This window comes from Sorangium aterium (genome assembly GCF_028368935.1).
GTDB classification, from domain to species: Bacteria; Myxococcota_A; Polyangia; order Polyangiales; family Polyangiaceae; genus Sorangium; species Sorangium atrum.
This window is the reverse complement of sequence record NZ_JAQNDK010000005.1, coordinates 1,041,161-1,054,831: the sequence shown is the minus strand read 5'-3', so window position 1 is coordinate 1,054,831 and position 13,671 is coordinate 1,041,161. Positions and strand designations below refer to the sequence as shown.

Annotated in this window: 15 protein-coding genes and 1 pseudogene; 8 read left to right on the top strand and 8 right to left on the bottom strand. The window is 68.4% G+C overall.

The annotated features are described in order from the left end of the window. Window positions 1-53 precede the first annotated feature (53 nt). Window positions 54-677: a glutathione S-transferase family protein gene (locus POL72_RS42295; RefSeq protein WP_272102553.1), complete on the bottom strand. Its 624-nt coding sequence runs from the start codon at window positions 675-677 to the stop codon at window positions 54-56. Window positions 678-1,352: 675 nt separating this feature from the next. Between POL72_RS42295 and POL72_RS42290 the strand changes: the two genes are divergently transcribed. Continuing rightward, window positions 1,353-2,099, top strand: a complete 747-nt coding sequence (locus tag POL72_RS42290; protein WP_272102552.1) for a hypothetical protein — start codon at window positions 1,353-1,355, stop codon at window positions 2,097-2,099. Window positions 2,100-2,506: 407 nt separating this feature from the next. Continuing rightward, on the top strand, window positions 2,507-3,265 hold the full coding sequence (locus tag POL72_RS42285; protein ID WP_272102551.1) for a nucleotidyltransferase domain-containing protein: 759 nt from the start codon (window positions 2,507-2,509) through the stop codon (window positions 3,263-3,265). 126 nt (window positions 3,266-3,391) lie between these two features. Here the strand turns inward: POL72_RS42285 and POL72_RS42280 are convergent, their stop codons facing one another. Next, entirely contained in the window at window positions 3,392-4,201 is an 810-nt protein-coding gene (locus POL72_RS42280) for an SDR family oxidoreductase (protein WP_272102550.1), read from the bottom strand. 83 nt (window positions 4,202-4,284) lie between these two features. On the opposite strand from POL72_RS42280, the gene POL72_RS42275 reads away from it, so the two are divergent. The 4 genes from POL72_RS42275 to POL72_RS42265 all read left to right on the top strand — a co-directional run bounded on the left by POL72_RS42275 (window position 4,285) and on the right by POL72_RS42265 (window position 6,451). Beyond that, window positions 4,285-4,680, top strand: coding sequence for a winged helix-turn-helix transcriptional regulator (locus tag POL72_RS42275; RefSeq protein WP_272102549.1), 396 nt, complete (start codon window positions 4,285-4,287; stop codon window positions 4,678-4,680). A gap of 199 nt (window positions 4,681-4,879) precedes the next feature. Then, window positions 4,880-5,056, top strand: a complete 177-nt coding sequence (locus POL72_RS52025) for a type II toxin-antitoxin system HigB family toxin (protein WP_506377485.1) — start codon at window positions 4,880-4,882, stop codon at window positions 5,054-5,056. Between the two features lie 10 nt (window positions 5,057-5,066). Beyond that, the gene (locus POL72_RS42270) at window positions 5,067-5,498 is read left to right on the top strand and encodes a helix-turn-helix domain-containing protein (protein ID WP_272102548.1); all 432 of its coding nucleotides are present in this window, start codon (window positions 5,067-5,069) and stop codon (window positions 5,496-5,498) included. Further along, the gene (locus tag POL72_RS42265) at window positions 5,495-6,451 is read left to right on the top strand and encodes an alpha/beta fold hydrolase (RefSeq protein WP_272102547.1); all 957 of its coding nucleotides are present in this window, start codon (window positions 5,495-5,497) and stop codon (window positions 6,449-6,451) included. The genes POL72_RS42270 and POL72_RS42265 overlap by 4 nt, the downstream gene beginning before the upstream one ends. A 9-nt stretch (window positions 6,452-6,460) precedes the next feature. Here POL72_RS42265 and POL72_RS42260 read toward each other — a convergent pair whose 3' ends face one another. From POL72_RS42260 to POL72_RS42245, 4 genes are all read right to left on the bottom strand, one after another. Then, entirely contained in the window at window positions 6,461-7,684 is a 1,224-nt protein-coding gene (locus POL72_RS42260) for an MFS transporter (RefSeq protein WP_272102546.1), read from the bottom strand. 351 nt (window positions 7,685-8,035) lie between these two features. Further along, window positions 8,036-8,656: a glutathione S-transferase family protein gene (locus tag POL72_RS42255; RefSeq protein ID WP_272102545.1), complete on the bottom strand. Its 621-nt coding sequence runs from the start codon at window positions 8,654-8,656 to the stop codon at window positions 8,036-8,038. A 112-nt stretch (window positions 8,657-8,768) separates the two neighbouring features. After that, window positions 8,769-9,170 carry a VOC family protein gene (locus tag POL72_RS42250; RefSeq protein ID WP_272102544.1) on the bottom strand — a complete coding sequence of 134 codons (402 nt, stop codon included), beginning with the start codon at window positions 9,168-9,170 and terminating at the stop codon, window positions 8,769-8,771. Window positions 9,171-9,432: 262 nt separating this feature from the next. Beyond that, on the bottom strand, window positions 9,433-9,996 hold the full coding sequence (locus POL72_RS42245; RefSeq protein ID WP_272102543.1) for a cysteine hydrolase family protein: 564 nt from the start codon (window positions 9,994-9,996) through the stop codon (window positions 9,433-9,435). 903 nt (window positions 9,997-10,899) lie between these two features. Here POL72_RS42245 and POL72_RS42240 point away from each other — a divergent pair. Continuing rightward, the gene (locus tag POL72_RS42240; RefSeq protein WP_272102542.1) at window positions 10,900-11,604 is read left to right on the top strand and encodes an NADPH-dependent F420 reductase; all 705 of its coding nucleotides are present in this window, start codon (window positions 10,900-10,902) and stop codon (window positions 11,602-11,604) included. Between the two features lie 190 nt (window positions 11,605-11,794). Then, window positions 11,795-12,187: a GFA family protein gene (locus POL72_RS42235; protein ID WP_272102541.1), complete on the top strand. Its 393-nt coding sequence runs from the start codon at window positions 11,795-11,797 to the stop codon at window positions 12,185-12,187. 489 nt (window positions 12,188-12,676) lie between these two features. Here POL72_RS42235 and POL72_RS42225 read toward each other — a convergent pair. Together POL72_RS42225 and POL72_RS42220 are read right to left on the bottom strand one after the other, a co-directional pair. Beyond that, window positions 12,677-12,922 (bottom strand): annotated as a pseudogene (locus tag POL72_RS42225) (JAB domain-containing protein); the annotation flags it as partial. 302 nt (window positions 12,923-13,224) lie between these two features. After that, a complete protein-coding gene (locus tag POL72_RS42220) occupies window positions 13,225-13,449 on the bottom strand; it encodes an addiction module protein (RefSeq protein WP_272102540.1) in 225 nt (74 codons plus the stop codon). Window positions 13,450-13,671 lie beyond the last annotated feature (222 nt).

Genomic DNA, 13,671 nt, shown 5'->3' with positions numbered 1-13,671 from the left:
GGCAAACCATGCTGGGTCAACTTTTCCAGGAGGGATGCGTATCGCGTTTGGATTCAGCCCCTGTCCTCACCATGGCACCTCGCGCGCGCGCGCTGGTACTCCGGCCGCGCGGCGATCCGCTCCTGGTAGGTGACGAGCTCGTCGGGCAGCGTCTTGCCGAGCGCGCCGCGATAGATTCCGATCGCGGTGCTCACGGAGATGTCGGCGAGCGTGAGGCCCTCGCCGGCGAGAAAAGGCATGTTGCCGAGCCTGTCGGCCGTGAAGCGCAAGGCCTTCTCGACGGTTGCCTCGTGCGCGCGGACGGACCAGTTGCGCTTGTCCGCCTCGGGCGCGCCGAAATGCGCTGTCAGCAGGGCATTGACGGCTGCCCCGATGGTCGCTTCGCCGAACACGGCCATTTGCAGCACGCGCGCGAGCGCCGGATCGCCCTTGCCGGGCAAGAGGGGAGTGGGCCCGTATTGCTGCGCCACGTAGACCATCATCGCGACGGACTCGTGGATCGCCACGCCGCCCTCATCCTCGAGGAACGGCACGGTGCCGAGCGGATGCAGCGCGAGATAGGCTTTGCTCGGCGGAAACGAGACCATCTCGACCTGGTAGGGCAAACCCATCTCTTCGCACTGCCACATCACGCGCAGGCCGCGGGCCCCGCGCGCGAAGTTGTAGACCTTGATCATCGGTGGTCTCCTTGCTCGCGATCCATGGTTCGAGAGGCGGGCTGGCCGCGGCCCGATCTGACCATGAAGGCGGGGAGGCGGGAAGCAAATGTGAAGCTCATCGGTCGAGCGACGCCGGGCTCGCGAGCAGCGCGCGCGCGCGGCGGTCGGGATTCACCCCGTAGACCCCCGGCCCCGCCAGGAATCATCGTTCGCCGGAAAAAATCGCCGCGCCGCCTCTGACCGGGCGCCCGGCCCGGCGGACGCGCCGGAAGGGCGCCGCGGCCCTGCCGGAACGGCGCTTGCGGTGACGCCGGGAGAGCGCCGCGGCCATGCAGGAAGATCGAGCAGCAGGCCGAACCGCGGGAAGAGCGCCTCGGTGCCAGGAAGGACGTCATGCTGGGGATGCGGTCCCCCGCGATGTCGAGCAGATGGATCGCCCAGGCCCGGTGGCCACCCTCCGGCGCGGGGCGAACCTGCGCGAACGCGGGCGCGCCGCTCGCCGCCGTCGGCGCGAGCCGCGCCTTCGTCCGGTGTAGAGCCCGCGCGGTCCGGCGCAGGTCTCCTTGACAAGGCGGGGCAGCCGCCGGATACGCTAATTTCCCACGATGCGTGGGGCGGCACGAGGGGGTGGGCCCCCTCCACGGATACGTGGCGACTCGTTCGCGGAGGGCTCCCAGGACCGCGAGGCAATCCATGAGCATGTATTATTCTCATCTTCTCGTCCCGCTCGATCCGAGCTTGGTCTTCAAGGCGGAGGCGATGACGGCGTTTCTCGAGGCCGCAATGAGTGCTGGGTTCGTCGGGAAGAACCCCGAGCGGTTTGTGCGGACGGACCCCGAGCCCGTTGGGTCCTTCGTGTTCACTGTGTCGCGCGGGATGCCCAAGGCCGGCAAGTACCGCGGGCGCAATCCGGGATCGTGGCTGCGTCCCGACTCCGCGGAGGAGCTCTGCCATTCCCTGGAGAATGATGACAACGTTCAAGCTACGATCTGGAGCGAGTTCCGACCGGATCGACCGCCTCTGCTTGCGCTCGAAGCGCTTCAGGGCGGGGCGCGGTTCGACATGACGCAAGCGCAGTTCGACGACGTCTACTACGTCGCGATCACATGCCATCGCACCCAGGTGCCCGTGTCGATGTCCGCCGACCGCGACTCCGAGGACGCGGCGCCCGGATTCGGAGCGCGCATGGATCTCGTGGACGTTCCGCCGGTTGCCATCGCCAACTATCCATACAAGGCCGGGCACATGGAGATCGCCGGAATCGCTGCCGCTCGATCATGGGTGAGCATCACCTTTGGCAACTACGTTTTTCCGCCTGCCCGGCTCTTCGAAGGCCTGTTCTCACGCGAGGGAGGTCTTCCATTTGCTGTGCCCGACTTCACGGCTCTCGCCGAGCGATGCCTCGGCTGCGATCTTCGCCAAACGTGCCATTGGTGCTGACTCGTAGGCTCCGTTCGGTACCCGTAGTGAGTTCCCGATGGCCATACCTCTCGAAATGTCCAGGCATCTCGACGCGTGGGTCGGCACGTTCCCCTCGGCCTGGTGGATCTACTTCAGGCTCCGCGTTCGCGGTTACCTGTCACCTGGAGCCTCCGGGGCGGCCGTGCGTCGAATCATTCGTGAAGCCATCAGCGGAGGAGAGCGCTCGCGCCGCGAGCAGCTGGCCAGGCTGCGAGCCGAGGGATTGACGGCAAAACAGGCGGCGCAGTTTCCCCCGCCGCCGGGTGCTTCTTGGAACACGCTGGTGGCGCCCAGGCTTCTGGAAGAACATCTGCTCAGTTCGAAAGGTGAGGAGATGGCGAGGTGGTTGCCTTGGGCGAGCAGATGAGACGACCTCGGAGAACAAGATGAGCCCCGACGAACTCGCCACGTGCAGCTGGCCCGACCTCCCGCCGAGGTATGCGACAGCGCTCCGTGCGGTCGTCGCGTTTGTATTCGAGACCTTCGAGCCGCGGGCGATCGTCGCCGCGGGGTCGGTCGTCCGCGGCGCGGGTGATCGAACCAGCGATCTCGACATCTTCGTTGTCCAGGAGCGTCCGTACAAGCAGCGTCTACAGCGGTGGTTCGGCGACGTTCCGGTCGAGATCTTCGTCAACCCGGCGCGCGCAATTCGAGCGTACTTCGCCAGCGAGCATGAGCGCGGTCGCCCCTCCGCGGCGCACATGATGGCCACCGGCTTCCCTGTGTTCGGCGGCCAGGCGATCGAGGGCCTGCGGGAGGAGGCCGCCGAGTGGCTGAAGAAGCGCGCCGTGCTCGCTCCGGATGAGGACGCGTTCGCTCGTTATTCAGCGGCGACACTCCTGGAGGACGGCGAGGACGTCGTGGAGCGCGATCCCGCCATGGCCAGCGCGCTGCTCGGTGAGGCGGTCATGGCGATGCTCCGGTACTACCTCCGCGCCGAGCGCGGGACTGTGCCAGGGGACAAGAGCCTGCTGCTCGAGGTCGAACGCAGCGACCGTGAAATCGCCGAGGCGGCGCGCCGCTTCTTCGGGGTCTCCACGATCGAGGAGCGCCAGCTCGCAGCGCGAGCGCTGGCTGACCGCACCATCCGTGCACGGGGCTTCTTCGAGTGGGACTCCGAAAGGATCCCCGTGCCGGACGACTGACACGGAGCGCCGCTCAACGAGGGCTTGCGGGGCCGGCGCGCGGGTGCGCTGCGCACACCGACACGCGGCAGAAGCCGAGGCGTTCGGCGGGCGGGCGTTGCGCCAAGGTGGGTACGGTATTTGCCGTCAAACGGTGGGCACAGTGCCCCCGTCGATCAGGTACTCGCTCCCATGGATGGATGCCGCCCTGTCGGAGGCGAGGAACGCAACGAGCTCCGCGACCTCTTCGGGCCATGCGGGACGCCCGATGGGGATACCACCGAGCGCGTTCATGATGCCCTGACGGACCGTGTCTTCGTCCGTACCGGCGTTATCGGCAAGGCGCTTCACCAGGGCGTCGGCTGCCGTCGTGCGGATCCATCCCGGGGCGATCGAGTTCACGCGGACGCCCTTCGGTCCCAGCTCCTTGGAGAGCGCCTTGCTGTACGTGGACAACGCGGCTTTCGCGGACGCGTACGCGATCGTCGCGTCGTGGAGCGGGAGCCGGCGCTGGATGGACGAAACGTGGAGGACGACCCCCGCGCCTCGCGCGATCATGTTCGGGAGGAGCGCGCGATCGAGACGCACGGCGGCCATGAGGTTGAGAGAGAGCTCGTCGCGCCAGATGTCCTCGGTGAGCGACGCGAAGCCGCCGCCCGGTGCAGAGGAGCCGCCGACGGTGTGGACCAGGATGTCGATCCCGCCAAGCTCGCCCAGGACCGTGCGGACGACGGCGTCCACACCCGCTACCGTCGCAAGGTCGGCCTGTACGAAGACGTTCGGCGACTGGCCTGCCGGCAGCGCAGAGCGCGCCGTGGTCACAGTCACGGCGCCCCCTGCGCCGAGGCGGCGGACGATGGCCTCGCCCGCCCCCTTGGTGCCGCCTGTGACGAGCACGCGCTTGCCGGCGAACTCCTCCGGATCGATCGAGAATTTTCGGGGCGTGTTCACTTGCATGGACGACGGTTCCTCCTGGGGGACGATGACCCGAGGCCCAGCACGTGGACCCCTCACACGCAAAGTTGGGCTAGGCTCATCGGGTGGCAAGAACGCACAAAAAGGTGGGGGACGCACCCGAAGGTGAGTATGACGAGCCGGCCACCCCCGAGATCGCCGCCGAGCGTGTCGAGCAGGCCCTCCAGCTCGTCAAGGGGCGCTGGAAGCTGGTGATCCTGTTCCGCCTCTTCGGAGGGAAGGTGCAGCGCTTCTCGGAGCTCGAACGCGCCATCCCTGGCGTCTCGCAGAAGATGCTGATCCAGCAGCTCCGGGAGATGGAGCGGGACGGGATGGTCTGGCGCGTCACGCACCCCGAGGTGCCGCCCCGGGTCGAGTACGGGCTCACCGAGTGGGGACAAGCGCTCTGCCCGGCGCTCGACACGCTGCTGCGATGGGTAGCGAAGCGCGGCGCGTCCTCTCCCGTCGATGCGCGTTCGTGATGGCCTGGTTCAGCTGCCACCGGAGGCTGCACTCGAAGGGCTTGCTCCCACCGCGGGAGCATGATATGCCTTTCACTCCGTGAGGATCTTCAGCCGCAGCACTCTCGTTGAGTTCTGGACTCGGCACGCCGATGCCGAGATTCCGCTGCGGCTCTGGTTCTCCATCGTCCAGAATGCCACCTGAACGGAGCCCGCTGACATCAAAGCCGTCTTCGGAAGCGTCGACTTCCTCCCGAACAACCGGGTTGTGTTCGACATCAAGGGCAACAATTACCGCTTGATCGTTCAAGTCAAGTACGGCCCATTGTATCTGGTCTACGTCGGATTCATCGGCACCCATGCCGAATACGACAAAATTGACGCGACGAGCGTATGAGGGCACCGCGATGATCGAGCCTGTTGTGGATAAGGAGAGTCACGGTCGGGCGCTTCGTAGAATCGAAGAGCTCTGGGACGCGGAGCCGGGCTCGCCCGAGGCGCAAGAGCTCGATGCGCTCGCGACGCTAGTCGACGCGTACGAGCGCAAGCAGTTCCCTGTTGCGCCGCCAGACCCGATCGCAGCGATCGAGGCGCGCTGCGAGCAACTCGGGTGGACTCGCAAGGAGCTTGAGCCGCTGATCGGGTCCAGGGCACGCGTCTCGGAGGTCTTGGGCCGCAAACGGGCGCTCACGCTCCCGATGATCCGAAAGCTCCACGCATCGATGCAGATCCCGGCCGAAGTGCTGATCGCCCATCCGCCTCATTCGCGTGGGAAGCCGCCACCGCGGCGAACGTCGGGACGGAGCACTCATGGTAAAGGCGCGAAGCGCGCTGCGTGAACGGCGCCTTCCATCTGACTCGAATCAGCCGTCGAACAAGCCCATGCTGCCGACCGCACTTCGCGCGGCAGCAGATGGGCAGGTCGTTTGGCCGCGTACTTGGACCTGAACCATTTCATCCCACTTGCGAAGCTGCGGCAGGCAGGAACAGCCCCATGACGACCTGGATCAGCGGAGTCTGCGAAACGAACGGCATCAACATCCACTACCTCCGGACCGGAGGCGCCAAGGTTCCCGTCGTCCTGCTCCATGGATTGATGGGGAGCGGCGCCTGCTGGACTCCCCTGGCGCGGGCGCTCGAAGCTGAATTCGACGTCGTCATGCCCGACGCCAGAGGGCACGGCGGCTCGAGCGCGCCGCACCACGGATACCGGTACGACGATCACGCGAGCGACGTCGTGGGCCTCATCCGCGGTCTGGAGCTCTCCCGTCCGGTTCTGCTTGGCCACTCGATGGGCGGCATGACCGCCGCGGTGGTGGCGAGTCGAGGGGCGGGGATCATCCGCGGCCTCATTCTTGTCGACCCGACGTTCTTGAGCCCCGAGATCCAGCGCGAGGTGCACGCCAGTGACGTCGCGGAGCAACACCGCCAGGCCCTCGGCTTACAGAAGTCTGACCTCGTTGCGAAGGCCCGAGCCCGAAACCCGCACCGCTCGCCCGAGATCATCGAGCTGCAAGCCGAGGCGAGGCTGAAGACCCGCATGGAAGCGTTCGACGTCCTCACGCCGCCCAACCCCGCGTATCGCGACGTGGTCAGCGCGATCGACGTCCCGAGCCTGCTCGTCACCGGTGACAGCAGCCCCGTCGTCACGCTCGAGATGGCGACGGAGCTGCAGAACCTCAACCCACGCGTACGGATCGAACAGGTACAGGACGCCGGCCACGGCCTTCCATTTGAACAACCCGAGCGCCTGGGAGCGGTGGTCCTGTCGTTCTTGCGTGAGCTGGCGTAGCGGCTGCGGTCACTCCGGCTCGCCCTCGGCGAGCGCGACCGGCTGGCCGTTCTCGGTCAGGACGCCGCGCCCGTGCCACACCATCAGCACCGCATAGAGCGCCGCGAGCACGCGAAAGCCGCTGAACAGGCCGAAGCGCTGCCCGAGCGAGCCGCCCGCCACCGCGCCGATCAGGCCCCCGGCCGGTCCCGAGAGCGAGAACAGGCCGCCCACCCGGCCGCGGCCGAGCTCGGCGGTGAGCGCCGCGAAGCGATTGACGCTCGTGAGGTGCTGCACGCCCAGCCCGAGCCCGAGCAGGACCGCCCCGATCCACAGCGACGCGACGCCGAGGGGGAAAGCGAGCAGGAGCTCGGTCGCGAGCAGCAGCGAGAAGGCGATCGCGTAGCGGGCAGCGTCGCGCAGCGGCGACAGGGCGCCTCCGGCGAGGAGCAAGGTCAGCACGAAGACGGCGCCCTGGATGGTCACGAGGCTCGCGGCTTGTGGCACCGAGAGGTCAAACTCGCGAATCGCGATCAACACAACGAACACGGCGAAGTAGGACATCGCCATCTGGCCGCACAGCTCGATGAGCATGCTCTGGCGCAGCTCGCGGCGAGACAGGATGATCCCGACCTGTCCGCGCAGGCGCTCGAGGAGCGGCGTGGCCGAGCGCCCGCGGCCGGGGGGAGCCCCGGAGAGCACGCGATCGCCGACGAAGACCGTCGCCAGCAGCCCGAGTCCGGTCACCACGAACACGCCTGTGTAGCCGAGCAGGCCCAGGAGCTGCGCGCCGAGCATCGGGCCCACGAAGAACATGCCGAGCGAGTGGGACGCGCGCTGCCAGCCTGCCTTGCGCGGGCCGAGGCGAGGAAGCAGGTGAAGGAACTCGGTCTGGGTCGCGACCATGCGAAACGGGTTGAGCAGCCCGAAGAGGACCACGCCCGCGATGAGCTGCCAGGGCCGATCCATGTGGGTGAAGCCGATCAGGTACAGCGCCGCGCCCGCGAGGCCGCCGAAGCGGAACAGCGGCCGGCTGCCGTGGCGGTCGATCAACCCTCCGACCGGCATCGAGAGCAGCAGCATGCCGGTGAACTGCAGGCCGCCGACCAGGCCGATCTGCCAGGGGGAGGCGTGGAGCGAGGCGGCATACAGCGGCAGGACCACCTTGGCCACGCCGTTGCTCGAGCCCGCGAGCAGGCCGAGCACCATGAAGCCGAGGAGATAACGCTGGGGGAGAGGCGGCGAAGAGGTCATCACGCGAACCGAGGCGAGCGGCCAGTCGTCCGGCGCGTTCGTCCGCGGTGCCGAATCGGGTGGCGCTGCCGCGCGGGCGCCTTGCAAACCACGCTCCCGAGCCGGCGCAGGCCCATGGCGACCGCTGGCTGCTGCGCCAGCAGCACACGCGCAGCACATGCCTGCTGCTGGCGCAGCAGGGAGCATCCGGTACTGCGGATACACGTCGTCGGGACCGGAGCTTCGCGCAGCGTATCGAGCAGCCGGTAGCTCATCCAGTCGGCCTGGGCGTCGGGGTGGCCGCCGCCGCGGCTGGCGCTCATGAAGCTCATGAGATAGCCGCCAGCGCGGCCGGGCGGCCAGGGCGAGACGTCAGCCGGGCCTGACCCGCTTGGCCGCAGGCCGGCTCGTGCAGCCGGCGATCCACGCGTTCACGTTCGCGAAAGGCGAGAGGTCCACGCCGAAGCGGGCCAGGAACGGCACCGCCGTCACGAGCGACACGTCGGCGAGCGAGAACTGGTTGCCCACGAGGTACTCCTTGCCCTCGAGCGCGCGATCGAGGATCTCGATCCCGTTCGTGAGGTCCTGCTTCGCGCCCTCGGCTACCTTGGGGTTGCGCTCCTCGGCGGGGAAGCGCTCCAGGGTGTTGCGCAGGAGCCGCGTCGTCGCCTCGAACAGCGTGACGCTGCCCCAGGCCATCCACTTGAACGCCTCGGCGCGATCGGCGTTGAGCGCCGGGAAGAGGCCCTTGTCCACGCCGAAGCGCTCGCCGAGGTAGAGCAGGATCGCGAGCCCCTCGAAGATCGGCTTCCCCTCCGCGACCAGCAGCGGGACCTTGCCGTTCGGGTTGAGCGCGAGGTACTCGGGCTTGCGCTGATCTCCCGCCGCGAGGTCGAGCTTGACCTTCTCGTAGGGGACGCCGAGCTCCTCGAGCGCCCAGTGCACCCGGTCTGCGCTCGTCATGGGGGCGTAATAGAATTTGAGGTCGGACATGCGGCGAGCAGAACCCCGCCGCGCGCGGGCCGCAAGCGGGCTTCGTTCGTCGCGCATGACGCCGCCCGCGCCAGGTGTTCGAATCCTCCTCCTCCGCCGAGATCCGTGCGGCTTACTGCGCGGCCTTCGGATCCATCCACAGCACCTCCCAGTGGTGCCCGTCGAGGTCCTCGAAGCTCCGGCTGTACATGAACCCGTGGTCCTGCGGCGGGTCCGGCTCCTTGCCGCCGCCGGCGAGCGCCTTCTCCACCATCGCGTCCACCTCGGCGCGGCTCTCGCACGTGAGCCCGAAGGCCCCCTCCACGTGCGTCGCGGTGTCGCAGATCTCCCTCTTGGTGAACGTCTTGAAGAACGGCTCGACGAGCAGCATCGCGTAGGCGTGCTCGCCGATGAGCATGCAGGCGGCCTGTTCGCCCGTGAACTTCGGGTTGAACGTGAAGCCGAGGGCCTTGAAGAACGCCGTGGTGCGCTCGAGGTTCTTGATGGGCAGGCTGACGAAGAGCTTGTGGGACATGAGGGGGTCTCCTTTTGCTCCATGGACGCCCCGCCCGAGGAGAACTCATCGGTCGCTCGAAAAAATCTTCGCGCCCTGCTCCGGCAGCGCCACGGGCAGGCCAAACGCCGGGAGCAGGCGCTCGGGCAGACGGGCGTCGCCGGCGTGGCGCAAGTTGTCTCAGGAGCCCGGAACCTGGCAGGCTTGCTCGCGTCGTCGCGCGCAGCGCGCAAAGCCGGCGCGATGCCGTACCGCGCCGCGGGCTACCGCGAGGTCGAGCCGTTCAACGGGGAGCCGTACGCGCACCACGAGCTGGCCACTGCGCGCACGTAACGATTTCCGCGCCCCTGCTGGGAAAGACGGTGTTGACGAGGAGCTCGTGCACCGCCGGGTCCGGGTCGGCGCACCCGTCGCGGAGCACGGTCAGCTCGTAGCCCCGGTCCGACGCATCGTACAGCGTGGCCGCGACCATGGCGCTCGTCGCGACACCAGTGAGCGCGAGCGAGTCCACGCCGCGGGCGCGGAGCACCAGATCGAGATCCGTTCCTGCGAACGCGCTCGTGCGCCGCTTGAGCACGACAACGTCGTCCGCGGTGACCTCCAGCGCGACCTCCGTACCCGGCGACCCCTCGTGGAACAGGTTGCCGGCCCGGTGGAAGGCCGCGAAGACCTCACCCGCCAAGTCCGCGCCGTTGGCCCGAAACGCGGTACGCACGAACACGACCAGCACCCCGGCTGCGCGGGCTCGCGACAGCAGCTCGGTCACCGGCGGCACCACGGCCTTCGCGAACGGGTAGTTGTCGAGAATCCCGACCTGGAGGTCACCGACGATCAGCGCGCTACTCATGGTGCGAGCTTCTCCATCCGGCGGCCCACCGTCAATAGCACACCGACGCCGGGACCCTCGTCGAGGTTCGCGGGGCAGTCTTCTGCCCTCCCTCGGCGATCATGCCTTGTCTCAGGCACGACCCTCGATGCCCCGTCGACCGGCACACGCACCATGTACATACTCGCCTGCGTCATCGATCGCGTCCAGCGACGCGCCAGGCGTGCGCCTCTCATCGGCATGCCCGTGCGCTCGACGCGCGGCGCGCGACCATCAATGGCCCGACGCGCGGCGGACGCGCCACGTGCTCATCTGCGTTGTCGTCGAGAGCTCGGCCGCCGTCTCGGCGGGGGCGCCGACGGGGACGCGGCCCACCGGGCTCATCGGGACCATCTCCGAGAGCGGGTGAGGGCGCGGGCGAAGAGGAGATCGAGCGCGGCCGGCCGCGCATGCGTCCGGCCGGCACCTGTCGGCCAGACCCCGTGTCCGCAGCTCGACAGCCCGCGGCCATCCGCGCGCTTCTCCACGTGGCTCATCGTCAGCGCGTGTTTTGCCGCGGCTTCGGACGCCGTCCCGCGTGGTGGAGAGCTCGGCAAGCTGCGGCAACCTGAACAGCCCCGCCACCGATCGGCCGCGCCGTTGCAGGGGCGCTTCTTCGCTTCGGAGGGGTAGGGCATCGAGCGCTCGCTCGCGTCGTCGTCCGGTGTAGGTACCGCACGGTCCTGCGTTGGTCTGCTTGACAAGGTGGGGCAGCCGTCGGATACGCTGCCTTTGCACGATGCGTGGGGGCGGCACGTGAGGGTGGGTCCGAGTTCAAGGCGGACCGACCATTCAGCGAGCGATCGCCCGTCTGCGTCAGACGATGCATTTGGACCGCCGGCGTCCGCGCTCGATCGCGGGCGGCTCGGCTCGAAGGAGTGACGAATGCAGATCGGAATCATCGGCGCCGGCTTGATCGGCGGGTCGCTGGCGAAGCTGTTGGGGAAGCTCGGTCACCAGGTCGTGATCGCGAACTCGCGCGGGCCGGACACGCTCCGCGAGCTCGCCGCCGAGACCGGCGCCACCCCCGTCACGGCCGCGGAGGCCGCGCGCGGCGGCGAGATCGTGGTCGTTACGATCCCCCAGCGCGCGGTCGTGGACCTGCCGAAGGATCTCTTCGCCGGCGTGCCCGCCGACGTGGTCGTGATCGACACCAACAACTACTACCCGGTCCGCGACGGCAGCATCCCGGCCATCGAGGCGGGGCAGGTCGAGAGCGCGTGGGTCGCCGACCAGATTGGGCGGCCGGTGGTCAAGGCGTTCAACAACATCTACTTCGAGAGCCTGCTCGCGAAGGGCAAGCCGAAGGGCACGCCGGGGCGCGTCGCGCTCCCGATCGCGGGGGATCCGCCGGAAGCGCGGGCGAAGGTCATGCGCCTCGTCGACGAGCTCGGCTTCGATGCGGTCGACGCGGGCGGCCTCGAGGACGCGTGGCGCCAGCAGCCGGGTACCCCCTGCTACATCCACGACCTCGACGCGCCTCGGCTGAAGGAGGCGCTCGCCGCGGCCGAGCGGAGCCGCGTCCCCGAGTACCGCAAGGCCTCGGACGACTGGCTGCGATCGCTCATCGCGTCACAGAGCCCGAGCTGATCCGAGCGCAAGCGGAGTCGTCAGCCGCGGCGGCTGCCTCGAGGACACAGGTTCCTCAGATGGATCCAGGCGTCGCTGATGCTGCGAAGCTTCCCGAGCCTGCCTTCACCGGCTGGGCTTCGGAGCAATAGCAATGACAGTGCCGTTCGCTGGAGCCATTCCGACCGCTCGATTTCAGAGGAGACCCAGTATGGACCGATTCACCGGCGGTTGCCTGTGCGGCGACGTGCGAATTGTGGCGTCGGGACGCCCATACCGGGTCGGCCTTTGTCACTGCCTCGACTGCCGCAAGCATCATGGAGCCCTTTTTCACGCTTCTGCGGTGTTCCCTCAGGATGCGGTGACGATCGATGGCGAGACCCGCGACTACGCCGGGCGGTTCTTCTGCCCCCGCTGCGGCTCGTCTATTTTTGCGCGCAGCGCAGACGAGATCGAAGTGAACCTGGGCTCCCTGGATGCCCCAGATCAACTGATGCCAACCTACGAAAGCTGGATCGTTCGTCGCGAGTCCTGGTTGCCGCCGTTTCCACTCACGAGACGATACGACCGCGATCGTGACGCCACGGGTCGCTTTGAAGAGTAGGTCGCACGAACGGTGGGGTGTTCCGGCGGGGTGCCCTCCCTCGCCCCGCGCTCGCTCCCGGCCGACGTGCGAGCTCCTTGCCAGATCCAGCGGAGCCGACCACCCACCCAGGCACGTCTCACGGACCCGGCCGTGGGCGTCGAGCGCCGCGATCCAGAGCTCCTCGTGCACGAGGGATGCGAGAGATGCCAACGGCATCCGTGCTCAGGTCCGTCTCCGTTCGTCGAGCGTCGCGCGGAGCACCTGTAGCATGACTTGATCCTTGGGTCGGGTGAGCTTCTCCTTGCGCGGATCCTGCCGGGTGTTGTGACCAGAGACTTCCGCGATGGCCATCCACCAGGCCGGACCAGATGGGGCGGGGGCGCCATCCGCCAGCCTGAGCCGCCGCTGCCGGAGGCTTGCGGAGCAGCCGGCCGGCGCGATGCGCTGTGGCTGGATGCGTGGTGCTGCAGTGCCCATCGGCGGGGCGCGGCGCGCCGCGAGGGCAACCTCGTGGACGGCGGCGTAGCGGCCGCTGGGCGTGACGATGACGTGGGCCGTGAGCGGGACGAGCAACTCCGCCGAGAGGTGGCGCAGCTCCAGGGTCATCGCTTCGTCCTCGCGGGTCGGCGTCGGGTCGCCGCTCGGGTGGTTATGGGCCAGGACGAAGCTGTGGGCGGCCATGTCCAGCGCCGTGCGCAGGACGGTTGCGCGGCCGACGTAGATGACGTCGGCGCCACTACGGGCGAGCAGGCGCGGAGCCGGACTACTGGCGCCCGCGCCAGTAGAAGGGCCGCCGCTTCTGATGTGCAATCGCGAGAATACGAATGTGATCGGCCCGTACGCGGTACAAAACGCTGTAGGGGAATCGCCGCACGAGCCACCAGCGAACATCGTTCTCCACAGCCCTTCCCGCGAGCGGTGACGCAGCCGGGGCATCGACGCGCCTTGAACCTCGGCGACGAAGGTGTCACCAAGACCAGGACGTGCCCGAGCGTCGTAGGCGGCGGCCTCGTTCAGCTCGACCTCAGCCGGGTCGTGAACGATGACCGGGAGCGTCACCGGAGCCGCGCGCGGGCATCACGAAAGACGTCCTCGGCCGGTCGCCCCCGAGACGGATCCGCGTCAAGCTCTGCGTCCCGGCGCGTCGCTTCCTCGGTCCAGAGGCGCCTGTGCTCCTCCTCGGAGAGCTCATCCAGGCTTGCCAGAAGCGTCTCTGCGAGACGTGCGCGCTCCGCGACGGGCAGCTTCAGGGCTTCGGCTTCCAGCTCGGGAAGGTTCACGGGGGGATTGTACCGCGCGGCTCGGAGGCTGCCCAGGCGCGCTTCCCCATCGGCGAGGTGCTGCCGCGACGACGGCGATGGCCGACGTCGACTGGCGTAGCGCAGGCACAGAGCGACCTGACCGAACTCGGGCTAGCCAAGCCACGGTCGGTTGCTCCACGTGCTCCAGCGCCTCTGCCGCTGCCGGGGCTCCCGGAGCCCCCGGCCGGGGCGGTGCGCGGG

Coding starts and splice junctions, on each gene's coding strand:
- POL72_RS42295 (WP_272102553.1), bottom strand. CDS start 677: ATGATCAAGGTCTACAACTTCGCGCGCGGGGCCCGCGGCCTGCGCGTG.
- POL72_RS42290 (WP_272102552.1), top strand. CDS start 1,353: ATGAGCATGTATTATTCTCATCTTCTCGTCCCGCTCGATCCGAGCTTG.
- POL72_RS42285 (WP_272102551.1), top strand. CDS start 2,507: ATGAGCCCCGACGAACTCGCCACGTGCAGCTGGCCCGACCTCCCGCCG.
- POL72_RS42280 (WP_272102550.1), bottom strand. CDS start 4,201: ATGCAAGTGAACACGCCCCGAAAATTCTCGATCGATCCGGAGGAGTTC.
- POL72_RS42270 (WP_272102548.1), top strand. CDS start 5,067: ATGATCGAGCCTGTTGTGGATAAGGAGAGTCACGGTCGGGCGCTTCGT.
- POL72_RS42260 (WP_272102546.1), bottom strand. CDS start 7,684: ATGACCTCTTCGCCGCCTCTCCCCCAGCGTTATCTCCTCGGCTTCATG.
- POL72_RS42255 (WP_272102545.1), bottom strand. CDS start 8,656: ATGTCCGACCTCAAATTCTATTACGCCCCCATGACGAGCGCAGACCGG.
- POL72_RS42250 (WP_272102544.1), bottom strand. CDS start 9,170: ATGTCCCACAAGCTCTTCGTCAGCCTGCCCATCAAGAACCTCGAGCGC.
- POL72_RS42245 (WP_272102543.1), bottom strand. CDS start 9,996: ATGAGTAGCGCGCTGATCGTCGGTGACCTCCAGGTCGGGATTCTCGAC.
- POL72_RS42240 (WP_272102542.1), top strand. CDS start 10,900: ATGCAGATCGGAATCATCGGCGCCGGCTTGATCGGCGGGTCGCTGGCG.
- POL72_RS42235 (WP_272102541.1), top strand. CDS start 11,795: ATGGACCGATTCACCGGCGGTTGCCTGTGCGGCGACGTGCGAATTGTG.